22 protein-coding genes are annotated in these 22,657 nt (G+C 71.4%); 6 read left to right on the top strand and 16 right to left on the bottom strand.

Annotated features, from left to right (window positions below):
- Positions 1 to 63: 63 nt before the first annotated feature.
- The 3 genes from rocD to ACFULQ_RS28735 form a co-directional block, all read right to left on the bottom strand.
- Positions 64 to 1,284 carry an ornithine--oxo-acid transaminase gene (rocD, locus tag ACFULQ_RS28745; protein ID WP_383549201.1) on the bottom strand — a complete coding sequence of 407 codons (1,221 nt, stop codon included), beginning with the start codon at positions 1,282 to 1,284 and terminating at the stop codon, positions 64 to 66.
- A complete protein-coding gene (gene ddaH / locus ACFULQ_RS28740; protein WP_383549198.1) occupies positions 1,281 to 2,105 on the bottom strand; it encodes a dimethylargininase in 825 nt (274 codons plus the stop codon). Before ddaH ends, rocD begins: the two co-directional genes overlap by 4 nt.
- Positions 2,106 to 2,256: 151 nt before the next feature.
- Entirely contained in the window at positions 2,257 to 2,745 is a 489-nt protein-coding gene (locus ACFULQ_RS28735; RefSeq protein WP_383549196.1) for an Lrp/AsnC family transcriptional regulator, read from the bottom strand.
- Positions 2,746 to 2,822: 77 nt separating this feature from the next.
- Between ACFULQ_RS28735 and ACFULQ_RS28730 the strand changes: the two genes are divergently transcribed.
- From ACFULQ_RS28730 to ACFULQ_RS28715, 4 genes are read left to right on the top strand one after another with little or no spacing between them, the layout of a single operon-like run.
- On the top strand, positions 2,823 to 3,572 hold the full coding sequence (locus ACFULQ_RS28730; RefSeq protein ID WP_383549193.1) for a LytR/AlgR family response regulator transcription factor: 750 nt from the start codon (positions 2,823 to 2,825) through the stop codon (positions 3,570 to 3,572).
- Positions 3,573 to 3,574: 2 nt separating this feature from the next.
- Positions 3,575 to 3,934, top strand: a complete 360-nt coding sequence (locus ACFULQ_RS28725) for a hypothetical protein (protein WP_383549190.1) — start codon at positions 3,575 to 3,577, stop codon at positions 3,932 to 3,934.
- A complete protein-coding gene (locus tag ACFULQ_RS28720; protein WP_383549188.1) occupies positions 3,931 to 5,643 on the top strand; it encodes a cation acetate symporter in 1,713 nt (570 codons plus the stop codon). Before ACFULQ_RS28725 ends, ACFULQ_RS28720 begins: the two co-directional genes overlap by 4 nt.
- Positions 5,640 to 6,845 (top strand): sensor histidine kinase, encoded by a 1,206-nt coding sequence (locus ACFULQ_RS28715; RefSeq protein WP_383549185.1) that lies wholly within the window; start codon positions 5,640 to 5,642, stop codon positions 6,843 to 6,845. Before ACFULQ_RS28720 ends, ACFULQ_RS28715 begins: the two co-directional genes overlap by 4 nt.
- 1 nt (position 6,846) lies before the next feature.
- Here the strand turns inward: ACFULQ_RS28715 and ACFULQ_RS28710 are convergent, their stop codons facing one another.
- From ACFULQ_RS28710 to ACFULQ_RS28680, 7 genes are all read right to left on the bottom strand, one after another.
- On the bottom strand, positions 6,847 to 7,020 hold the full coding sequence (locus tag ACFULQ_RS28710) for a hypothetical protein (protein ID WP_037710178.1): 174 nt from the start codon (positions 7,018 to 7,020) through the stop codon (positions 6,847 to 6,849).
- 13 nt (positions 7,021 to 7,033) lie between these two features.
- A complete protein-coding gene (locus ACFULQ_RS28705; protein WP_383549182.1) occupies positions 7,034 to 8,905 on the bottom strand; it encodes a protein kinase in 1,872 nt (623 codons plus the stop codon).
- Between the two features lie 35 nt (positions 8,906 to 8,940).
- On the bottom strand, positions 8,941 to 10,347 hold the full coding sequence (locus tag ACFULQ_RS28700) for a DUF6777 domain-containing protein (protein ID WP_383549180.1): 1,407 nt from the start codon (positions 10,345 to 10,347) through the stop codon (positions 8,941 to 8,943).
- Between the two features lie 70 nt (positions 10,348 to 10,417).
- Entirely contained in the window at positions 10,418 to 11,368 is a 951-nt protein-coding gene (locus ACFULQ_RS28695; protein WP_383549177.1) for a cytochrome c oxidase assembly protein, read from the bottom strand.
- 184 nt (positions 11,369 to 11,552) lie between these two features.
- Entirely contained in the window at positions 11,553 to 12,578 is a 1,026-nt protein-coding gene (locus ACFULQ_RS28690; protein ID WP_383549174.1) for a 6-phosphofructokinase, read from the bottom strand.
- Between the two features lie 191 nt (positions 12,579 to 12,769).
- Positions 12,770 to 13,498, bottom strand: coding sequence for a type 1 glutamine amidotransferase (locus tag ACFULQ_RS28685; protein WP_383549171.1), 729 nt, complete (start codon positions 13,496 to 13,498; stop codon positions 12,770 to 12,772).
- Between the two features lie 16 nt (positions 13,499 to 13,514).
- Complete coding sequence (locus ACFULQ_RS28680) at positions 13,515 to 14,753, bottom strand: MurT ligase domain-containing protein (RefSeq protein ID WP_383549169.1); 1,239 nt, start codon at positions 14,751 to 14,753, stop codon at positions 13,515 to 13,517.
- 112 nt (positions 14,754 to 14,865) lie between these two features.
- Between ACFULQ_RS28680 and def the strand changes: the two genes are divergently transcribed.
- Complete coding sequence (gene def, locus ACFULQ_RS28675; RefSeq protein WP_383549166.1) at positions 14,866 to 15,411, top strand: peptide deformylase; 546 nt, start codon at positions 14,866 to 14,868, stop codon at positions 15,409 to 15,411.
- Positions 15,412 to 15,501: 90 nt separating this feature from the next.
- Here the strand turns inward: def and ACFULQ_RS28670 are convergent, their stop codons facing one another.
- Positions 15,502 to 16,146, bottom strand: a complete 645-nt coding sequence (locus tag ACFULQ_RS28670; protein ID WP_383549164.1) for a TetR family transcriptional regulator — start codon at positions 16,144 to 16,146, stop codon at positions 15,502 to 15,504.
- Positions 16,147 to 16,317: 171 nt separating this feature from the next.
- Between ACFULQ_RS28670 and ACFULQ_RS28665 the strand changes: the two genes are divergently transcribed.
- Positions 16,318 to 17,547 (top strand): acyl-CoA dehydrogenase family protein, encoded by a 1,230-nt coding sequence (locus ACFULQ_RS28665; protein WP_383549160.1) that lies wholly within the window; start codon positions 16,318 to 16,320, stop codon positions 17,545 to 17,547.
- 25 nt (positions 17,548 to 17,572) lie between these two features.
- Here ACFULQ_RS28665 and ACFULQ_RS28660 read toward each other — a convergent pair whose 3' ends face one another.
- From ACFULQ_RS28660 to ACFULQ_RS28640, 5 genes are all read right to left on the bottom strand, one after another.
- Positions 17,573 to 18,760 carry a cytochrome P450 gene (locus ACFULQ_RS28660; protein ID WP_383549157.1) on the bottom strand — a complete coding sequence of 396 codons (1,188 nt, stop codon included), beginning with the start codon at positions 18,758 to 18,760 and terminating at the stop codon, positions 17,573 to 17,575.
- Between the two features lie 171 nt (positions 18,761 to 18,931).
- Entirely contained in the window at positions 18,932 to 19,168 is a 237-nt protein-coding gene (locus ACFULQ_RS28655) for a DUF6213 family protein (RefSeq protein ID WP_383549154.1), read from the bottom strand.
- A 24-nt stretch (positions 19,169 to 19,192) separates the two neighbouring features.
- Positions 19,193 to 20,578, bottom strand: coding sequence for an NADP-dependent succinic semialdehyde dehydrogenase (locus ACFULQ_RS28650; protein ID WP_383549151.1), 1,386 nt, complete (start codon positions 20,576 to 20,578; stop codon positions 19,193 to 19,195).
- A 71-nt stretch (positions 20,579 to 20,649) separates the two neighbouring features.
- Positions 20,650 to 21,111, bottom strand: a complete 462-nt coding sequence (locus tag ACFULQ_RS28645; RefSeq protein WP_383549149.1) for an NUDIX domain-containing protein — start codon at positions 21,109 to 21,111, stop codon at positions 20,650 to 20,652.
- Positions 21,108 to 22,646, bottom strand: a complete 1,539-nt coding sequence (locus ACFULQ_RS28640) for an ATP-dependent DNA ligase (RefSeq protein ID WP_383549147.1) — start codon at positions 22,644 to 22,646, stop codon at positions 21,108 to 21,110. The genes ACFULQ_RS28645 and ACFULQ_RS28640 overlap by 4 nt, the downstream gene beginning before the upstream one ends.
- Positions 22,647 to 22,657 lie beyond the last annotated feature (11 nt).

The following is a 22,657-nucleotide window of genomic DNA, read 5'->3' as shown; positions in this document are numbered from 1 at the left end:
GGGGGCAGGGGGCGCGTGCGGGACGGTGGGGGCTTTTCGCGCAGTTCCCCGCGCCCTGGCAGGTCAGTGCCTCAGCACGTTCTCCAGTACTCCCAGAGCCGATCCCAACTCCTCCGCCGTGATCGTCAGCGGTGGGGCCAGGCGGATCGTCGAGCCGTGGGTGTCCTTGACCAGGACGCCCTCGCGCATCAGCAGCTTGCTGACCTCTCGGCCCGTGCCGATCTCCGGGTCGATGTCCACCCCCGCCCACAGACCCCTCGCCCGGAAGCCGACCACGCCCTTGCCGACCAGGTCCGCCAGGCCGTCCCGCAGCAGGACGCCGAGCTCCGCCGCCCGGCGCTGGAACTCGCCCGTCTCCAGGAGTTCGACCACCGCCGTGCCGACCGCCGCCGCGAGCGGGTTGCCGCCGAAGGTCGAGCCGTGTTCGCCCGGGCGCAGGACCTCGAGCACGTCCCGGCGGGCGACCACCGCGGAGACCGGGACGATGCCGCCGCCCAGGGCCTTGCCGAGCAGCAGCACGTCCGGGACGACCTGCTCGTGCTCCACGGCGAGCGTGCGGCCGGTGCGGCCGAGGCCCGACTGGATCTCGTCGGCGATGAACAGACAGCCCTTGCGGCGGGTCAGCTCGCGTACGCCCGACAGATAGCCCTCGTCCGGGATGACGACACCCGCCTCGCCCTGGATGGGCTCCAGGAGCACCGCGGCCGTGGTCTCGTCGACCGCCGCCTCCAGCGCCGCGAGGTCGTTGTAGGGGACCACGCGGAAGCCGGGGGTGAAGGGGCCGAACCCCGCCCTCGCGGTCTCGTCCGTGGAGAACGACACGATCGTCGTCGTACGGCCGTGGAAGTTCTCCGCCGCCACCACGATCGTGGCCCGGTCGGCCGGGACGCCCTTCACCTCGTACGCCCACTTGCGGGCCACCTTGATGCCGCTCTCCACCGCCTCCGCGCCGGTGTTCATCGGCAGCACCATGTCCAGGCCGGTCAGCTCGGCCAGGCGCTCCGCGAACTCGGCGAGGCGGTCGTTGTGGAAGGCGCGGGAGGTCAGGGTCAGCCGGTCCAGCTGCCGGTGGGCCGCCTCGATCAGCGCGGGGTGGCGGTGGCCGAAGTTGAGTGCGGAGTAGCCGGCCAGCATGTCCAGGTAGCGGCGGCCCTCGACGTCCTCGACCCAGGTGCCCTCGGCGCGGGCGACGACGACGGGCAGCGGGTGGTAGTTGTGCGCGAGGACCGGCTCCTCGGCGCGGATGAGATCGGCGGAGGAACGCGTGCTTACGGGTGCGGTCATGAGCGGATCTCCTGGGTGCAGCACTTGATGCCGCCGCCGGCCTTGTGGAGCTCGGAGAGGTCGACGGGGACGGGGACATAGCCGTGGTCGTCGAGGCGCACGGCGAGCGCCTCGGCCTGCGGGGCGATGAAGACGTGACGGCCGTCGGAGACGGAGTTCAGGCCGAACGCCATCGCGTCGTCGCGGGTCGCGAGCACCGCGTCCGGGTACAGCCGTGCGAGTACCGCGCGACTGCCCGCCGAAAAGGCCTCCGGGTAGTAGACGATGTTGTTGCCCGCCGCCGAGTCGTCGAGCACGAAGAGCGCCGTGTCCAGGTGGTAGAAGTGCGGGTCCACCAGGGTCAGGCTGATCACCGGGTGCCCGAAGAACTCCTGCACCTCGCGGTGGGCCTCGCGGGTGGTCCGGAACCCGGTGCCGGCCAGCACGTACCGCCCGGTCCAGACGAGGTCGCCCTCGCCCTCGCAGACCGACAGGGGGCGCTGGACCTCGTAGCCCGCGGTCTTGAACCACAGGTCGTAGTGCGTGGACTCGGGGCGCCGCTCGGGCGCGTGGAAGAGGGAGCCGAAGACGCGGCCGCCGACGACGACCGCCGAGTTCGCGGCGAAGACCATGTCCGGCAGACCGGGGACCGGCTCCACCGCGTCGACGCTGTGACCATGGGCCTCGTAGGCGCTGATCAGTGTCCGCCACTGCTCCTGCGCCAGGTCCACGTCGACGTGGGTGTCGGGATGCATCCAGGGATTGATCGCGTACTGCACGGCGAAGTGTCTGGGCTCGCAGACGAGGAATCGCCGCCGGCGCGGCACACGGGTCTCGGACACAGAGGGGTTCCTCCGCTTCCTGCGGTGTCTACTGAGGGTTGACACCACGGTAGAAAACGGGTGGCAGGCCCGACAAGCAACAGGAATTGCGTGTCCGCGCAGGAATGCTGCGAGTTCATCCGGTGAAACGCATGCTTGGTGCGTTTATTCGCTACGCCTCGGGTGCGGGCTGGCTCGCCCCGGCCTCCGGGCTTTCCGGGAGGAGGTGGGACAGCACCATCACGCTGATCGTCTTCCGGATGAACGGCTCCACACGGATGCGCTCCAGCACCTCCTCGAAGTGCTCCACGTCCCGCGCCCGCACGTGCAGCAGCGCGTCCGCGCCACCGGTCACGGTCATCGCCGCGGTGATCTCCGGATGGTTGCGGACCACCTCCGCGAGCCGCCGGGGCGGGGCCGCGCCCTCGCAGTACACCTCCACGTACGCCTCCGTGCGCCAGCCCAGCGCGGACGGCTGGACCGTGGCCGTGAACCCGGTGATCACCCCGGTCTCCCGCAGCCGGTCCACCCGCCGCTTCACCGCCGTGGAGGACAGCCCGATCGCCGAACCGATCTCCGCGAAGGAGGTCCGCGCGTTCGCCATCAGCGCGGTGATGATCTTCCGGTCGAGCTCGTCGAACGCGGCGGTCCTGCTGTTCATGTGCGCACTGTATCCAGCGGGACGTCCACACCTGAGCACGTGTCCAGTCGTACGAATTACTCCTACACTCCGGGTTCATGCTGCGCGCCCTGGCTGTCGACGACGAACGCCCCTCGCTGGAGGAACTGCTCTACCTCCTCGGCGCCGATCCCCGGATCGGCAGCGTGGAGGGAGCCGGTGACGCCACCGAGGCGCTGCGCCGCATCAACCGCGCGCTGGAGTCCGGGCCGCACGGGCCCGAGGCCATCGACGTCGTCTTCCTCGACATCAACATGCCCGGGCTCGACGGCCTGGACCTCGCCCGGCTGCTGACCGGGTTCGCCAAACCCCCGCTGGTCGTCTTCGTCACCGCCCACGAGGACTTCGCCGTCCAGGCCTTCGACCTCAAGGCCGTCGACTACGTCCTCAAACCGGTCCGCAAGGAACGCCTCGCCGAGGCCGTCCGCCGGGCCGCCGAACGCCTCGGCAGCGCGCCCCGCATCCCGGTGCACGAACCCGACCCCGACCACATACCCGTCGAGCTCGGCGGGGTGACCCGGTTCGTCGCCGTCGACGACATCACCCACGTCGAGGCCCAGGGCGACTACGCCCGCCTGCACACCGACAAGGGCAGCCACCTCGTCCGCATCCCGCTGTCCACCCTGGAGGACCGCTGGCGCTCCCGCGGGTTCGTCCGCATCCACCGCCGCCACCTCGTCGCCCTGCGCCACGTCGGCGAACTCCGCCTGGACGCCGGCACGGTGAGCGTCCTGGTCGGCGGTGAGGAGCTCCAGGTCAGCCGCCGCCACACACGCGAGCTGCGGGACCTGCTGATGAGGAGGCCCTAGCCGTGCCCCAGGACCCCGCCGAGCGGCGCGTCGTCGTCACCGGCCCGCCCCGCCGCAGCCGTCCCGCCTCCGGCTACTACCGGCCGCGCACCGAGATCGACGAACAGACCACCCTCGGCCACACCTACGTCCGCTCCCTGATGCGCACCCAACTGCGCGCCGCCCTCGCGGTGTTCGCCGTCCTGGGCCTGCTCATCGGCCCGCTCCCGCTGCTCTTCGCGGCGATGCCCGACGCCCACCGCCTCGAATGGGCCGTCCTCGGCTTCGGCCTGTACGTCCCGCTGGTCCTGCTGGCCCGCTGGTACGTGCGCCGCGCCGAGCGCAACGAACGGGACTTCGTGCGGCTGGTCGAGGACCGATGAACTCCAACTACTCGGTGCCGGCGGTCGCCCTGGTCGTGGTCGCCACCGTCCTCGTCGGCGCCTTCGGCCTGCGCATCTCCCGCACCACCTCCGACTTCTACGTCGCCTCCCGCACCGTGGGCCCCCGCCTCAACGCGGCCGCCATCAGCGGCGAGTACCTCTCCGCCGCCTCCTTCCTCGGCATCGCGGGCCTGGTCCTCGTCCAGGGCCCCGACATGCTCTGGTACCCGGTCGGCTACACCGCCGGCTACCTCGTCCTGCTCCTGTTCGTCGCCGCCCCGCTGCGCCGCTCGGGCGCCTACACCCTCCCCGACTTCGCCGAGGCGCGCCTGGCCTCCCAAGCCGTACGACGGCTCGCGGGCGCCTTCGTCGTCGGTGTCGGCTGGCTCTACCTGCTGCCCCAACTCCAGGGCGCCGGCCTCACGCTGACGGTCCTCACCGGGGCACCCCAGTGGCTCGGCGGGGTCATCGTGGCCGCGGTGGTGGTCGCCACCGTCGCCGCGGGCGGCATGCGCAGCATCACCTTCGTGCAGGCCTTCCAGTACTGGCTCAAGCTCACCGCCCTGCTGGTCCCCGCCCTCTTCCTGATCCTCGCCTGGCAGGGCGACGGCGCCCCCAGCCACGCCTTCGAGGAACCGGCGACCTTCCGCGAGCAGCGGATCGTCAAGGTCGCCGACACCCTCGACCTCACCCTGGACCAGCCGCTCACCGTCACGGTGACCGGCACCGTCGACGGCCGCCCGCACGACGACCAGCAGCTGCGACTCCCGGCCGGCACCCACCACATCGAGCGCGGCACCCGGCTCACCTTCGCCCAGGGCACCACCGTCCCCGCCGCCGACCGCGGCACCGGCGACGGCATGTCCACCTCGCTGGCCGCGGGCCGCGAGGAACGTCCCCTGTACGCCACGTACGGACTGATCCTCGCCACCTTCCTCGGCACCATGGGCCTGCCGCACGTCGTGGTGCGCTTCTACACCAGCCCGCACGGCGTCGCCGCCCGCCGCACCACGGTCGCCGTCCTCGGCCTGATCGGCTGCTTCTACCTGCTGCCCCCGGTCTACGGCGCCCTCGGCCGCCTGTACGCCCCCGAACTGACCCTCACCGGGGACGCCGACGCGGCCGTCCTGCTGCTCCCCGAGCGCATGATCGGCGGCCTCGGCGGCGACCTGCTGGGCGCGCTGGTGGCGGGCGGCGCCTTCGCCGCGTTCCTGTCCACGGCCTCCGGGCTCACCATGGCCGTGGCGGGCGTGCTCACCCAGGACGTCCTGCCTGCGCGCGGCGTACGGCACTTCCGGCTCGGCACGGTCCTCGCCATGTGCGCCCCGCTCGCCGCGAGCGTCCTCGTCGGCGGACTGCCCGTCGCCGACGCGGTGGGGCTGGCCTTCGCCGTCTCCGCGTCCTCCTTCTGCCCCCTGCTCGTGCTCGGCATCTGGTGGCGGCGGCTCACCCCGCCCGGCGCCGCCGCGGGCATGCTGGTCGGCGGCGGCTCCGCGTTCCTCGCCGTGGCCGCGACCATGGCCGGGCTCCCCGCGACAGGGTCGCTGCACACCCTGCTCGCCTGGCCCGCGCTCTGGTCGGTGCCGCTCGGCTTCCTCACCATGGTGCTGGTGTCCCTGACCACCGCGAGCCGGGTACCTGCGGGCACGGCGGCGATCCTGGCCCGCTTCCATCTGCCGGAGGAACTGCGGGCGGAGGTCAAGGCATGAGCGGATTCCTGGCCGGGCTGTGCGTGGCGATCCTGCCGCTGCTCGCCGCCGGCTTCTGGCTCGGCCGGCGCACCGCCCACCCGCAGAACCTCGGCGGCCTCGGCACCCCCGTCGAACACGCCACCTTCGAGACCCTGCACACCGCCTCCCTGGCCGCGCCCCCGCTCAGGGCCGGGCTGACCGAGGAGACCGCCCGCAAGTCGGCCCGCAGACTGCGCTCACTGCTCGGCACCGACGCGCTCTGCCTCACCGACCAGAAGCAGGTCCTGGCCTGGGACGGCGTCGGCGGCCACCACCGCACCCAGATCATGGAACGCCTCGCCGGCCCGCTGGAGACCGGCCGTGGCGAGGCCTTCCCGCTCACCTGCGACGCCCCCGACTGCCCGGTCCGCTGGGCGGTCGTCGCCCCGCTCACCGTCGACGACCGCGTCCACGGCACCCTCGTCGCCTGCGCGCCCCGCGAGTCCGCCGTCCTGGTCCGCGCCGCCGGAGAGGTCGCCCGCTGGGTCAGCGTCCAACTGGAGCTGGCCGACCTGGACCAGTCCCGGACCCGGCTGATCGAGGCCGAGATCAAGGCACTTCGGGCCCAGATCTCCCCGCACTTCATCTTCAACTCGCTCGCGGTGATCGCGTCCTTCGTCCGCACCGACCCCGAACGCGCCCGCGAACTCCTCCTCGAATTCGCCGACTTCACCCGCTACTCGTTCCGCAGGCACGGCGACTTCACCACCCTCGCCGACGAACTCCACGCCATCGACCACTACTTGGCGCTGGTGCGGGCACGCTTCGGCGACCGCCTCTCCGTAACCCTCCAGATCGCCCCGGAGGTGCTGCCGGTCGCCCTGCCGTTCCTGTGCCTCCAGCCGCTGGTGGAGAACGCCATCAAGCACGGTCTGGAGGGCAAGACCGAGAAGTGCCACATCCAGATCACCGCACAGGACGCGGGCGCCGAGGCCCTCGTGGTCATCGAGGACGACGGCGCCGGAATGGACCCGGTCCTGCTCCGCCGTATCCTCGCCGGCGAGGTCAGCCCCTCGGGCGGCATCGGACTGTCCAACGTCGACGACCGGCTCCGCCAGGTGTACGGCGACTCCTACGGCCTCGTCATCGAGACCGCCATGGGCGCGGGCATGAAGATCACCGCCCGGGTGCCCAAGTACCAGCCGGGCGTGCACTCGGCGGGCCGCCTCACGGGCGGCTGAGTCAGCCGCGGGTGGCCACCATCCCGAGGGTGATCAGGCCCAGCACCACCCAGCCGAACCACAGCCAGCCATTGCTGCCGAGCGCCACCGTGTACGCCGTCACCGCGACGAGACCGCCGACGGTGAGGACCCCCATCGTTCTGGTCGAGCCATCCGTGGAACCGGTACCGGGCATCGCGACACCCTCCTCAGGATTCGTCCCCTTCCATGGTGCCCCCGTTCTGCTTGCGGACGGTGCACACGACGAAATGAGTGCCGTTCTTCCAGGGGCCCTCGCTGGTCCAGGAACCGGCGGTGTAGACCGACGGATCGAAGCCGTAGTCGCCCGGCGGCACCTCACGCGCGCACGCCGTGTCCGACTCGGTGCGCGCCTCGGGCAGCGTGACGTCGGGGTCCAATCGGGTGAATCCGAGCACCTGCTCGTCGTAGGACCCCGCGCAGGAGACCAGCCGGGCGTCCCGGTTGGTGCGCACGTCCAGGCAGTCCCGCCGCTGCATGGTCGCGGTGTCCGCGAACCCCGAACCCAGGGCGCGATGCGGGCCGATCGGCCCGTACACCGGCCCGTTCGCCCCCAGCACCAGACAGGCCGTGCGCCGCCCCGCGGCCGCGAAGCCCCCGTCGGTCGGAACGACGGCCTGGCCGCGTACGTCCGCGAGCCGGTCCCGGACCTCCCGCGTCCGTTCCTCGCACTTGGCCGGTCCCGTCCGCCGGGCCTCGTCCGCCGAGGCGGCCGGCACGAACGCCATCACCTGGCCGTCCGGGGCCGTACCGCAGGTGGGGTCCAGCCGCAGCCGGGGCGTACCCCGGAACCGCTCCGCTCCCGGCCAGTCGGCGATCACGCAGTCACCGTCCCGCAGCGCCCTGCCGAGCCCGACGGTCTCGCCGTACGGCTGCCTCGAGCCCTGATGACCGCCCCCGCCACCGCCCGGCGACCGGTCGGCCATGGCGTACCAGACACCACCGAGCGCCAGGAGCAGTCCGAGGCCGCAGGCGAGAACGGCCCGCAGGGCGTGCGAACGCTCCCGCCGCCGACGGCCGCCCTGCGACGGCAGCGCCGTGGGAGGCGGCCGGTGCCCGTTCGGGGGCGGCCCGGACGGCGGCATCTGCACCGGTCCGGGCGGCGGCACCTGCACCGCCGCCCAGGGCGGCTGCGAGCCGAGGTCGGTCTGCGTGCGCACGTACGGCTCGGCCGGGGGCGCCACGATCGCCGACAGCGCGGCCTCCGCCTCCGCCGCGGACAGCCGCTGCCCGGGGTCCTTCGCGAGCAGGGAGTGCAGTACGGGACCGAGCGCACCGGCGCGCACGGCGGGCCGCGGCTCCTCCATGACCACCGCGGTCACCTCGGCGAGATGCGACTCCCGCTCGAAGGGGCCCACGCCCTCCACGGCGTGGTACAGCGTGCAGCCCAGCGAGAACAGGTCGGCGGCCGGGGTGGGCGCCCCGCCCGTGGCTCGCTCCGGCGCCAGATAGCCGGCCGTCCCCACCAGGACTGACGCCAGCGTGTACCGGGTCTCCCCGGCGTCCGGCTGTACCGAGATGCCGTAGTCGGTGAGCAGGACGCGTCCGTACGGCGAGCCGGAGCGGTCCGGCGCCAGCAGGATGTTCGCCGGCTTCACGTCCCGGTGCATCACGCCCCGCTGGTGCCCGGCGGTCAGCGCGTCCAGCACGGCGAGCCCGACACGGGCGCACTCGGCCGGGGGGAGGGGCCCGCGCGCGTCGACCAGGTCGCGCAGGTCCACGGCGTCCGCGACGTACTCCATGACGATCCAGGGCAGCCCCTCGTGCTCCAGCCCGTCGTGCACGGTCACCACGTGCGGGTGGCCGCGCAGCCCGGCCGCGTGCCGGGCCTCCGCGCGGGCCCGCGCCACTCGTGCCTCCCGCTCATGGCCCGCCTCCACGGGGTCACGGAAGACGATCTCCTTGAGCGCGACCTCACACGCGAGTCTCTGGTCGTGGGCGAGCCACACATGGCCCATGCCGCCGCTGCCGAGCGGGTTCAGCAGCAGATAACGGCCGGCGATGACCCGGCCCACTCCCGACGTCGGTGATCCTGAAGGCATCCGGTGACTCTCCGGTTCTGCGGTTCTTCGGGCTGTTAAGCGGCGACGGTGGCGCTCGGCCCCTCGGTGGCGGGCTCGCTGCTCGGGGGCTCACTGGTGGCCGGTTGCGAGGTGACGGGCGGCGGTGCGCTGGTGGTGGGCTCGCTGCTCGTCGAGGGAGGCGGTGGCGGTGGGGGCGGCGGGGGCGGCGCGCTGCTGGTCACCGGGGCGCTGCTGGTCACCGGCGCGCTGGTGGGCGGCGATGCCGTGGTGGGCGGCGGGCTGCTCGACTTCTCGGGTGAGGGCGACGACGGGCCGGGTGCCGTGGTCGACGGCGGCGGGGACGAGGACTCCCGGGGCTTGCCGCTCGACGAGGACGGGGGTGCGGAGGAGGAGCCACCGGACTTGGGACCGGACGAGGGCGGTTTGCTCGCGGGCGGTGTCGCTGAGCCGGACGACGGCGGCGGGGGAGTGGTGGTGGGCCCGGTCGTCGGCCCGGTCGTCCCGCCGGAGGTGCTGTCGCCGCCCCCGGCCACGGTCAGCAGCACGTACTGCCCGAACGCCAGCTCGCTCCCCGCGGGCGGATCCGTCGCCGTGACCCTCGCGCCGTCGGGCGGCGCCTGCTGCCCCGCGTAACCGGCCGCGAGCCCGGCGTCGATCAGTTCCCGACTCGCTCGGGCGAAGGTCGCCCCGGTGAGTTCCGGCACGACACGCGGCTTCTTCGCGTTGAAGGTGGTGTCCTTCTCACCGGTCGTCCCGACCGGCCGGTCGATCCCGCGGGCGGGCTCCTGGACGTCGACGAGAGCGATCCGTTCCAGCTTCCGCGGAGCGGGCTTCACGGCCACGACCGACTTCCGCTCGTATCCGGCCCACTTCTTGTTGCCGTCCTCGAACTGGACGGAAATCCGGCCGGTGTCACCCTCGAAGGGCCGCAGCGGATTCCCACACGAGCACTTCACAGCCGGAAGCCCTTGTTCATCGACGAGAATCGCGATTCCCGCCTGGAGCAAGGAGTTGTACGGGACGGCCTTTTCCTTCTTGTAGTCGTGGTTCTTGACGAGAGTGTCGTGACGCAGCAGAACCGGTGTGAGTCGATCCAGGTATTCCGGTATCCCGTCCGTACCGATGTTCAGCACGTCGGCCCACGCCTGTGCCTTTTGGTGATTCCTGGGATCGGTGAGGAAGCGTTTGAGTTTTGCGACGTCACAGATGGTCGGCTGCTTGCTGCCGCCGTAGAGGCCAGGGGTGTCCCCCTGCTGGAGAGTGCCCCGCACGGCCTGCGACCGCACGGTGGTGGCGTCCTTGCCGATCCCGCTGTTCTCGTCGAAGAACGGCGCGAGCGTGGGCACACCGGCGGCGACCGCCTTGACCACGGTCAGTGGATTTCCCTTGTCGCAGCCGCTGAGCAGCAGCGAGAAAATCGCCAGCACGGCGATCCTGTGCATAAATGCGCGAAGTGTCATGACCGCTCCCCCCGAAGGCGGTTCCCCCAACGCGCTTCATGCTACTGAATGCTCCGGAAAGACGAAGGCTTCAACGCCCGCGTGCGTTCAATGAGGCCAAATATGCGTTGTACTCCTCGAGTTCCTTGTCGCCGTCCCGGTCGGCGGCCCGGTCCTTGCGCTTGGCCTGCCGCTGTTCCGAGCTGTACCACTGGAACAGCAGTGCGATCAGCACCAGCACGGAGGGAATCTCACTGAACGCCCAGGCGATTCCGCCCGCGTAGTTCTGGTCGGAGAGGGCGTCGATGTGGAGCGAGGCGGGCGGGTTCTTGAACGTCCCGACCATCGGCTCGGACGCCATCATCAACGCGATGCCGAAGAACGCGTGGAACGGCATCCCCGCGAACAGCTCCAGCATCCGCATCAGATACCCGGGCCGGTGCGGTCCCGGGTCGACGCCGATGATCGGCCAGAAGAAGACGACACCGACCGCGAGGAAGTGCACCATCATCGCGATGTGTCCGGTCTTCGACCCCATCAGGAAGTCGAACAACGGCGTGAAATAGAGCCCGTACAGACTCGCGATGAACAACGGAATGGTGAACGCCGGATGCGTGATGATCCGCATGTACCGGCTGTGCAGCAGCGCGAGCAGCAGCTCACGCGGCCCCTTGTGCCCCTTGCCGGCGACCGGCAGCGCCCGCAGGGCGAGCGTGACCGGGGCGCCGAGCAGCAGCAGGATCGGCGACAGCATGCTGATCACCATGTGCTGCACCATGTGCACGCTGAACATGACCATGCCGTAGTCGTTCAGCCCGGTGCACATCATCAGCGCGATGGTCAGCACACCGATCACAAAGGAGACGGTCCGCCCCACGGACCACGAATCCCCCCGCCGCCGCAGCCGGACCACGCCCCAGGCGTAGAGGCCGAGCGCGAGGAGGCAGGCGACGAGGAAGAAGGGGTCGGCCGACCACTGCAGCCCTCGTCCCAGCGTGAACGGCGGCAGATCGTGGACCATGCCGTGCCCGCTGTGATCCATCGCGGCGGCTCCTGATTCGTGGGGGTTGTGCGCTTACGTCCGCCCCCAGCGTAGAACCGCCCCCGGCGACGTCTGGCACCGGGGGCGAGTGAACCCACCTTTTCGGGGGCGCGGGGCTGTATCGATGTGCGGCTCCGCCGCGTGGGCGCGACAAGCCACGACGGACGCGCACCCGGCAAGAAACCTAAAGAACGCACTCCGCTTCCGCGTACCGCTCCGACGGCACCGTCTTCAACGTCTCCACCGCCTCCGCCAACGGCACCATCACGATGTCGGTCCCCCGAAGAGCCGTCATGTGACCGAACTCCCCCCGATGCGCAGCCTCCACCGCATGCCACCCGAACCGCGTGGCCAGCACCCGGTCGTAGGCCGTCGGAGTACCACCCCGCTGCACATGCCCGAGGATCACCGGCCGCGCTTCCTTGCCCAGCCGCTCCTCCAGCTCGATCGACAGCTGGCGGGCGATCCCGGCGAACCGCTCGTGACCGTAGATGTCCTTGCCGCCCTCGTCGAAGGCCATGGACCCGGGCGCCGGCTTGGCCCCCTCCGCCGCCACGACGATCGCGAACCGCTTGCCCGCCTCGAACCGCTCGCCGACCCGCCGGGCCAACTCCTCGATGTCGAAGGGCCGTTCCGGCACGACGATGGCGTGCGCGCCCGCCGCCATGCCGGAGTGCAGCGCTATCCACCCGGTGTGCCGCCCCATGACCTCGACGACGAGCACCCGCTGGTGGGACTCGGCGGTGGTCTTGAGCCGGTCGAGGGCCTCGGTGGCGACCCCGACGGCGGTGTCGAAGCCGAAGGTGACGTCGGTGACCGCGATGTCGTTGTCGATGGTCTTCGGCACGCCCACGACGGGCAGCCCGGCATCCGACATCAGCCGGGCGGCCTTGAGCGTGCCCTCACCGCCGATGGGGATGATCGCGTCGAGGCCGAGTTCCTCGACGTGTCCCCTGGCCCGCTCCACGCCGTCCCGCAGGTGCGAGGGCTGGACCCGGGAGGAGCCGAGGATCGTGCCGCCGCGGGCGAGGATGCCGCCGACGGCGTCGAGGTCGAGCTTGAGGTAGTCGCACTCCAGGAGACCCCGCCAGCCGTCCCGGAAACCGATGACCTCGTCGCCGTGGTCGGCGACGGCACGGTGCACGACGGACCGGATGACGGCGTTCAGGCCGGGGCAGTCGCCGCCGGACGTGAGGACACCAATGCGCATAAGCCCGCTACAACCTTCTCGACAGGGGCCGGATCCGGACCACGTCGTCCGGCTCGAACCCCGCCACCCTAGCGGCAGGAGGGGGCGGGGCCGAAGAACGCGTCCGCCTGCTGGACGACCCCGCTCACCTGTGCGGACACCTCGTCAGACGGGCCGGTGACGGGCGTCTGGACCCGAGGTGTACGCCCTGCTCACGCAGGCTGCTGAGCGGCGGCGATGCGCTCGTTGCGCAGCGCCTCGTACCAGCGGTCGTCGGTCGGCGGCAGCGCGTTCACGTCGAGGGCCAGCTTCAGCAGCAGGTCGGCGATGAGCGGGTTGCGCGCGAGGACGGGCCCGTGCATGTACGTACCGAAGACCGTGTCGTTGTACGCCCCCTCCGTACCGTCCCCGGTGCCGTTGCCGTTGCCCAGCCGGACGTTGGCGAACGGGCGGGCGGTGGGCCCGAGGTGGGTGACGCCCTGGTGGTTCTCGAAGCCGGTCAGCGGCGGCAGGCCGAGACGCGGGTCGATGTCGGCGAGTACGTCACCGACGCACCGGGCGCCCTCGCCGCGCACGGAGACCACGTCGAGCAGGCCGAGGCCGGGTTCGCGCTGGCCGAGGTCGTTGATGAACTCGTGGCCGAGGATCTGGTAGCCGGCGCACACCGAGAAGACGATCGCGCCGTTGCCCACGGCCCGGTGCAGTCCGCCGTCCCGGCGCAGCCGCTCGGCCGCGAGCCGCTGGGGCCGGTCCTCGCCGCCGCCGATCAGATAGATGTCGCCGGAGGTCGGGATCGGCTGGTCGCTGCGCACGTCCAGGCGGGCCACGTCGAGGCCGCGCTGGCGGGCCCGGCGCTCGATGACGAGGGCGTTGCCCTGGTCGCCGTAGGTGCTGAGCAGGTCGGGGTAGATCCAGACGACCCGCAGTTGGTTGTCGCTCACAAAAGTCCCCTGTGTCTCAGTTGCCGACGCGGCGGCGCAGGTCCTGGAAGGCGGTGTAGTTCGCGATGACCTCGATGCGGCCGTGCGGGCTCATCGAGACCGCCTGGTCGAGGTTGTCGCAGACCTGGAAGTTCTGGTTCGCGACCTCCAGACGCACCGCGAGGTCCAGCTTGCGGTCGCCGATCACGCAGATCGGGTGGCCGGTCAGCCGGGTGTAGTCGACGTCCCACAGCCAGGAGGTGTCGGTGCCGTCGGCGCCGCGGGCGTTGACGGAGAGGATCACCGGGGTGGGCGGCGGGTCGATCAGGCTGAACGTCTCGAGCCAGCCGGCCGGGTTCTTCGCGAGCAGCAGCCTGAGGTCGCGCTGCTGGAACTGCACCACGTCGTAGCGTCCGGCGACGGCCTGCACCCGGTACATGCGTTCCAGGGCGACCTGCGGCGGCACCCCGAAGACGGCGGCGACGGCCGCGGAGGAGGCGGCGTTGGCCTTGTTGGCGCGGCCGGGCAGCTGGAGGTGGATCGGCCAGGCGGAGCCGTGCGGGTCGAGCACGTGGTCGCCGGAGAGCGCCCAGCTCGGCGTGGGCCGGCGGAACCCGCACTCGCCGCAGAACCAGTCGTCGCCCGGCCGCTGCATCACACCGCCGCAGGCCGGGCAGGACCAGGCGTCGTCCTTCCACATCTGTCCGGCGGCGACCCAGATGACGTTGGGGGAGGAGGAGGCGGCCCACACGACGAGCGGGTCGTCGGCGTTGGCGACCACGACGGCCTTGCTTCCGGCGAGCCCTTCACGCCAGTTCTCGGCGAGCATGCGGGTCTCGGCGGCGCGGTCGAGCTGGTCGCGGGAGAGGTTCAGCAGGGCGATGCACTTGGGGTCGGTGTCCCGGGCGACGCCCGCGAGGTACTTCTCGTCGACCTCGATCACGCCGTAGCGGGCGTCCGAGCCGCCGGCGAGCGCCGAGGTGATGCCGGCGGGCATGTTGGCGCCGAGCGCGTTGGAGACGACCGGTCCGGCCGCGCCCAGCGCCTCCGCGATCAACCGGGTGGTGGTGGTCTTGCCGTTGGTCGCCGAGACGAGGACGACGTCCAGGTGCTGGGCGAGCCGGGCGAGGAGGTCGGGGTCGAGTTTGAGCGCGACCTTGCCGCCGATGACCGAACCGCTGCCGCGACCCGCGGCTCGGGATGCCGCCGCGACGGCCTTGCCCGCCGTCACGGCCAGCTTGGCCCGCGGCGAGAGCGGGTCCGAGTTGCCTGTCATCAGTTCTCGATCCTCCTTGCGTACGCGCCGCGCCTCAGCCTCCGGCCACGTGGTGTGGACCTCAGCCTATCGAGATCCGTAGGCACTCCCGAATCGCCGTACCCTTGCGGCCATGCGAAACGGCTCCATTCCGGGCACCCATGGCCGGGTCCGGCCCCTCACCCTGCTCGGCAGCCCCGTACTGCACGAACCCGGCGCGGACGTATCGGACTTCGGCCCGGAACTGGCGAGCCTCGTGGAGGACCTGTTCGCGACGATGTACGCGCACGAGGGGGTGGGCCTCGCGGCGAACCAAGTGGGCGTCCCCCTGCGCGTGTTCGTCTACGACTGCCCCGACGACGAGGAGACCCGCCACCTGGGCCACGTGGTCAACCCCCGCCTGACGGAGACGGACGGCGTACTCCTGCGCGGCCCGGAGGGCTGCCTGTCCCTGCCGGGCCTGGAGGCGGGGGTGGAACGCCACGACCACGCGGTGGTGGAGGGTTTCACGGTGACTGGAGAGCCCGTGACGATCCACGGCACGGGCTTCTTCGCGAGGTGCCTCCAGCACGAGATGGACCACCTGGAGGGGACGGTCTACGCAGACCACCTGACGGGTTGGCGCAAGCGAAAGCTCATGCGACAAGTGGCCGGATCGTCTTGGCGCCGGGGTGGCTGAACCCACTCAGGGGCGCGGGGCTGTATCGATATGCGGCTCCGCCGCGCGGGCGCGACCAGCCCCCACCGCGCCGCACCCGACATACGGCCGTCAGAACCCCGGACCCCCCACCTTGTCCCCCGCCGCCGCAAGCCGCCCCCACAACAGGTCCGCCATACTCCGCACCAACTCCCCCCGCCCACACGGCCGTTCCCCCAGCCACCAGTCACCCGCCGCGTACATCATCCCGACGATCCCGTGCCCCCACACCCGAGCCAGCAACTGACTCCCGGGCCCCAGATCCAGCCGGTCCTCGATGACCTGCGCCAACTCTTCACCCATCCTGCGCAGAAGAGGCGCGGAATGCTTACCGACGTCGAACCCCTGATCCGCCGTCTGGCCCCCCTCCGCGGGATGCATCAGGAACCGGTACACCTGAGGCCGCGCCTCGATCGCCGCGAGATACGTGTCGAGCGTCGCCTCGACCCGCTCACGCCGCTCCGCCGGAGCGTCCAGCGCGGCCCGCAGCGAGTCCAGCAGCGCGTCGGTGTGCCGCTTGGCAAGCGCGGCGTAAAGTCCCCCCTTGTCACCGAAGTGCCGGTACAGAATCGGCTTGGTGATACCCGCCTCCGCGGCGATCGCGTTCATAGAGGCCTGCGGCCCGTCACGCAGCACCACTCGGTCCGCGGCCTCCAACAGCTCGCGCCGACGGCGGTCGGCGGACCGCTGCTGATCGGTCCGCTGTGTGGTGTCCATGAGCTCTCCCCACCCGTGCTTAATCGGTGACGCCTGCGCAAACTAACACCCGGCGGGCGATTGACATCGAACAGGTTGCTGACTGCCCTCGGGAGTTGACTTTTCCTACCCGTGGGTAACAGACTCGGGTTACCGCTAGTAACATGTACGTGCGCCGCCGCTGGAGGGGACATGGCCGAGTTCACCATGGAGCTCAACGACGAACAGAAGGAGGTGCGGGACTGGCTGCACGGCTTCGCCGCCGACGTCATCCGCCCCGCGGCCGCCGAATGGGACGAGCGTGAGGAGACTCCCTGGCCGGTCATCCAGGAGGCCGCGAAGGTCGGCATCTACTCCCTCGACTTCTACGCCCAGCAGTACTTCGACCCCACCGGGCTCGGTATCCCGATGGCGATGGAGGAGCTGTTCTGGGGCGACGCGGGCATCGCTCTGTCGATCGTAGGCACCGGACTCGCCGCCGTGGGCGTACTCGCCAACGGAACCGAGGAGCAGATCGGCACCTGGATCCCCCAGATGTACGGCGACGCCAACGATGTCAAGGTCGCCGCGTTCTGCTCCTCCGAGCCGGACGCCGGCTCCGACGTGGCCTCCATGCGCACGCGTGCCGTCTACGACGAGGCCAAGGACGAGTGGGTCCTCAACGGCACCAAGACCTGGGCGACCAACGGCGGTATCGCCAACGTCCACGTGGTCGTGGCCGTCGTGGACGCCGAGCTCGGCTCCAAGGGCCACGCGTCCTTCATCGTGCCGCCGAACACCCCGGGGCTGTCCCAGGGCCAGAAGTTCAAGAAGCACGGCATCCGCGCCTCGCACACCGCCGAGGTCGTCCTGGACAACGTGCGGGTGCCGGGCTCCTGCCTGCTCGGCGGCAAGGAGAAGCTCGACCAGCGCCTCGCCCGGGCCCGGGAGCGGGCGAAGGCGGCGGGCGGTGAGCGCGTCAAGAACGCGGCGATGGCCACGTTCGAGGCTTCGCGGCCGGCGGTGGGTGCGATGGCCGTGGGTACGGCTCGGGCCGCCTACGAGGTCGCCCTCGACTACGCCAAGACCCGTGAGCAGTTCGGGCGTCCGATCATCGACAACCAGGGCGTCGCCTTCCAGCTCGCGGACATGCGGACGTCCATCGACGCGGCCCGGCTGCTGGTCTGGCGCGCCTCCTGGATGGCGATCAACGGCAAGCAGTTCACGGCGGCCGAGGGCTCGATGTCCAAGCTGTTCGCGAGCGAGACCGCGAAGAAGGTCACCGCGCAGGCGGTCCAGATCCTCGGCGGCAACGGCTACACCCGGGAGTACCCGGTGGAGCGGATGCACCGGGACGCCGCGATCTACACCATCTTCGAGGGCACGAGCGAGATCCAGCGACTGGTGATCGCGCGGACGCTCTCGGGAATGTCCATCCGCTAGTCCGCGCCCCTCCCTTCCGGTGCCGTCACCACGTCACCGGAAGGGCCTCGGGGCCGCGGATCAGTGCGCCCTTCCGGAACGGGACCCGTTCCGGCTCCACCGCCAGCCGCAGCCCCGGCAGCCGGTCGAGCAGTGCGTCCACCAGGAGTTCGGACGCCAGCCGGGCCGGCATCCCGCCCGGGCAGGAGTGCGGGCCGGACCCGAAGGACACATGCGGGTTGGGACTGCGGGAGAAGTCGATCGTCTCCGGGTACGGGAACACGTCCGGGTCGCGGTTCGCCGCCAGGTACGACACGTGGATCGCGTCGCCCGCCCGGATCCGTACGCCGCGGATCCCCACGTCCTCCAGGGCGATCCAGGAGGGCCCGACGGCGTTGCGGTGCGGGATCCAGCGCAGCAGTTCGTCGACGGCCGCGGGGCGGATCTCCGGTTCGGCGCGCAGGCGTTCGGCCAGGTCGGGCCGGGTCAGCAGCAGATAGAACAGCTGGCCGCTGTTGTTCGTCACCGCCTCGCCGCCGATCTGCACCTGCACCGCGAGCCCCACGGCCTCCTCCAGTGTCACCTCGCCCCGGCCCACGGCCGCCCCGAGCAGCGAGGTCACGTCCTCGCCGGAGCTGCCCTCCCGCAGCCCGATGAGGTCGGCGAAGTAGGCGCCCATCTCGTCCCGCGCCCGCTCGCCGACCTTCGCGCCGTGCGAGGACGACAGGATCAGCCGGGTCCAGATGTGCATGCCGTGCCGGTCGGCGGCCGGCACCCCCATCAGCTCGCAGATCACCGCGAGGGGAAAGGGGGTCAGGACGGCGGCCGTGAGGTCCGCGGGCGGGCCGTCCTGGACCAGCTCGTCGACCAGTTCGTCCAGCAGCCGCCGCGACTTCTCCCGTACCCGCTGCACGCCCTGCGCGGTGAACGCGGCGGCCACCGAGCGGCGCAGCCGGGTGTGGTCCGGCGGGTCGAGGAGGCCGAGCCGGGTGACCGGCCGGTCCATGACGGCCTCGCGGCCGAAGCGCGGGTCGCTGGTCACCATCCGGACGTCCTCGTACCGGGTGACCAGCCAGGCCCAGCCCTCCCCGTCGGGCAGCTGGATCCGGGTGAGGGGGCCCTCGCGCATCAGCTCGGTGAGCACCGGGTCGAAGTCGAGACCGTTCAGGTGGAGCGCGGGCCAGTGCCGGATCGGGGGCAGGATCTCGGTCATCGTCTCTTCGGTGGCCGCCATGAACCGCCTGCCTTCAGCTCAGTGAGTGGTCCAGACAACGATCACCTGAGGAGGCGGCGAGTTCGCGCCGGGTTGCTCCGAACGAGGGATGAGGGGGCGCGCCCCACAGGGGCGCGGGGAACTGCGCGACAAGCCACCACGAACCCGCGGTCGGCAACGGACGAGCAACCCCTACGGCGCCCCACCGCTACTGTGCGCAATGCACGCGACGTCGATCCGATCAGCCAGCTTCGCGAGCTCGATCGTCAGCGCGGCCACCGTGTCCTCGTCCAGCCCGTCGGCCCCGGCTTCGACCAAGTGCAGCCACCGCCCGCCAAGACTGCGCAGCAGCTTGCTCACGTCGGCGGCGGACACCTGCAAGGTCCCGCGGTCGTCGACGATCAGAGGCAGAGTCACTTCGCGGTTCACACCGGGATCGTAGCCGCGCAGGCGTCACGCTCCGTGCCAAACCGTCGTGATGTTGCAGAACTCCCTGATTCCGTGCCCGGACAGCTCACGCCCGTACCCGGACCGCTTCACCCCGCCGAACGGGAACGCCGGATGCGAGGCGGTCATCCCGTTGACGAACACCCCACCCGCCTCCAGATCCCGTACGAACCGGTCGACCTCGGCCTCGTCCCGCGTCCACACGTTCGAACTCAGCCCGAACGGAGAGTCGTTGGCGATCAGCACCGCCTCGTCGAGGTCGGCGGCCCGGTACAGCGTGGCCACCGGACCGAAGGTCTCCTCGCGGTGGATGCGCATCTCGCGGGTGACGTCGGCGACGACGGTGGGCGGGTAGTACCAGCCGGGCCCCTCGGGCCGCTCCCCGCCGCACAGCACGCTCGCGCCGCTGCGCCGGGCGTCGTCGACCAGCTCCTCCAGATCGGTCCTGCCCTGTTCGCTGGAGAGCGGCCCGACCTCGGTGTCCTCCTCCAGCGGGTCGCCGACCCTGAGCGCCTTCATGCCCGCCACGAACCGCTCGGCGAACCGGTCGTAGACGTCGGTGTGCACGATGAACCGCTTGGCGGCGATGCAGGACTGCCCGTTGTTCTGCACCCGCGCGGTCACCGCGATCTCGGCGGCCCGGTCGATGTCCGCGGACGGCATCACGAGATACGGGTCGCTGCCGCCGAGTTCCAGCACGGTCTTCTTCACCATGTCCCCGGCGGTGGACGCCACGGCCCGCCCCGCGGGCTCACTCCCGGTGAGCGTGGCCGCCTTGACGCGTTCGTCGCGCAGGATGTCGTCGACCGCGCCCGACCCGACGAGCAGCGTCTGGAAACAGCCCTGGGTGAAGCCCGCCTGGTGGAAGAGGTCCTCCAGGAACAGCGCGGTCTGCGGCACGTTCGAGGCGTGCTTGAGCAGACCGACGTTGCCCGCCATCAGCGCGGGCGCGGCGAACCGGATCACCTGCCACAGCGGGAAGTTCCACGGCATCACCGCGAGCACCGGACCCAGCGGCCGGTAGAGCACGCGCGCGCGTGAGGCGCCGGAGTCCTTGACGTCGGACTCCGAGGGCTCCTCGGGGGCCAGCAGCGACTCGGCGTGCTCGGCGTACCAGCGCATCGCCTTGGCGCACTTGGCGGCCTCCGCGCGGGCCTGCTTGACCGGCTTGCCCATCTCGGTGGTCATGATCCGGGCGATGTCCGGCCCGGCTTCGTCGAGGAGCTCGGCGGCCCGGTTCAGGAGACGGGCGCGCTCCGCGAAGGATGTCGTGCGGTAGGTGCGGAACGTGGCCTCGGCGAGCTGGAGCCTGCGCTCGATCTCCTCCTCGCCCATGGCCTCGTACGTCTTGAGCGTCTCGCCGTTCGCCGGGTTCACCGTCGCGATGGGCATGACCGACCTCCTGAAGAGCTGACTGTGCTTCGACCTTCCCGCGCGGCGGGGACGACCGCAACGCGTGGACGTCAGGCCGAGTGCTCAGCCAGCCGGTCCAGAAACGCGGCCTGCGCCTTCACGATCACGGCCCGGGCCCGGTCGAGGCCGAACCACGCCACCCGGTCCAGCTCCGGGAACTCCTGCATCCGACCCGATGTGGGCGGCCACTCCATGCTGAACACCCCCGGCACCACGGTCGCCGGATCGAGGTCCGCCTCGATCGCCCACGCCGTGACCACCTTGCCGTTGGTCTGCCGCACCTCGCCCAGGGGTACGGCCTCCCCGTCGGGCGGCGGCAGCCCGAGCTCCTCCTGGAACTCCCGCCGGGCCGCGTCCCAGGCGGACTCCGAACCTGGCTCGTACTCGCCCTTCGGCACACTCCACGCCCCGGCGTCCCGGCGCGCGAAGAACGGGCCACCCATATGGCCCAGCAACACCTCCAGACCGTTCTCCGTGTGCCGGAACAACAGCAGCCCCGCGCTCGTCCTCACGGCCTCACCTCGGGGTGCGCGGCCAGCAGCGTCTCCACGGTGTCGGCCTCCTCGGGCCGCTTGTCCTCCCGGTAACGGACCACGCGCGCGAACCGCAGGGTGACACCGGCCGGATAGCGGGTCGACCGCTGGAGGCCGTCGTAGGCGATCTCGACGACGAGTTCGGGCCGTACGGTCACGACGTAGCCGCTGCTGTCCACCGCCAGCTCCTGGAGCCGCTCGGTCTGCCAGGTGAGCATCGCGTCGGTCATGCCCTTGAAGGTTTTGCCGAGCATCGCGAAGCCGCCGTCGGCCGTGCGGGCGCCGAGGTGCAGGTTGGAGAGCTTGCCGGTGCGGCGGCCGTGGCCCCACTCGGCGGCCAGCACCACCAGGTCCAGGGTGTGCACGGGCTTGACCTTCAGCCACGACGCGCCGCGCCGGCCCGCGCTGTAGGGGGCGTCGAGGGACTTCACGACCACGCCCTCGTGCCCGCGCTTCAGCGTCTCGGCGAGGAACTCCTCCGCCGCCGGGATCTCCTCCGGCCCCGACACCAGGGCCCGCCGCACCCGCATCGGCTCCGGCACCAGCCGGGCCAGCTCCGCGTGCCGCTCGGCGAACGGCAGGTCGAGGAGGTCGTGGCCGTCGACGGACAGGGCGTCGAAGAAGACGGGGGAGACGGGGACCGCCTCGGCGGCCGTCGCCACGTCCACCCGGGAGCCGACCCGGCCCGCGGTCTCCTGGAAGGAACGCGGCCGCCCCTCCTCGTCGAACGCGATCACCTCGCCGTCCAGGATGAACCGCTCGCCCCTCAACTCCCGCGCGGCGACCGTCAGCTCGGGCAGCCGGTCGGTGATGTCGTCGAGGGTGCGGGTGTACAGCCGTACGACATCGCCGTCGCGGTGGATCTGGACCCGGATGCCGTCCAGCTTCTCCTCGACCGCGCACACGCCGAGCTTCTCGACCGCCTCGGCCACCGAGGAGGCGCTGTGCGCCAGCATCGGCAGCACCGGGCGGCCGACGGTGAGGCGGAAGCGGTCCAGGGCGGGCGGACCGTCGGTGAGCAGGGCCTCGGCGACCGTCTGGAGGGAGCCGGCGAGCATCACGGCACGGCGGACGTCGGCGGGAGGTGCCTCGGTCGCCTGCGCGAGCCCCTCCACCGCCACCGCGTCCAGCGCCCCCTGCCGTACCTCGCCGGTGATCAGCCCGAACAGGAACCGCTGCTCGTCCTCCGTGGCCGCACCCATCAACTCCCCGACGAGCCGGGCCCGTTCGGCCTGGGAGCCGGCGCCCGCGACCTTGCCGAGCGCGGTGAGGCCCTGGTCCACCTCGCGCACGGTCAGGGTCGGCTGGGTGGCGGGTGCGACCGGGCGGCTCAGCACCTTCCAGCCGACGCCGAGCCGGCCCTGCGGGAGCCGGCCCGCGAGGTACGGGATGACGATCGGCACGTCGTCCGGCTCGGCTTCTCGGAACAGCTCCGCGAGCAGCGCGATCTTCTGGGAGCGCGCCGAGGTCGCGGCGACCTCCTGGGACACCTGTGCCAGTCGGGCAAGCAGCATGCCTCCAGGGT

The sequence above is a fragment of the Streptomyces sp. NPDC057253 genome (assembly GCF_042669125.1).
Taxonomy (GTDB): Bacteria; Actinomycetota; Actinomycetes; order Streptomycetales; family Streptomycetaceae; genus Streptomyces.
The sequence above is the reverse complement of the archived record's forward strand: the minus strand, read 5'-3'. Positions and strand labels throughout refer to the sequence as shown.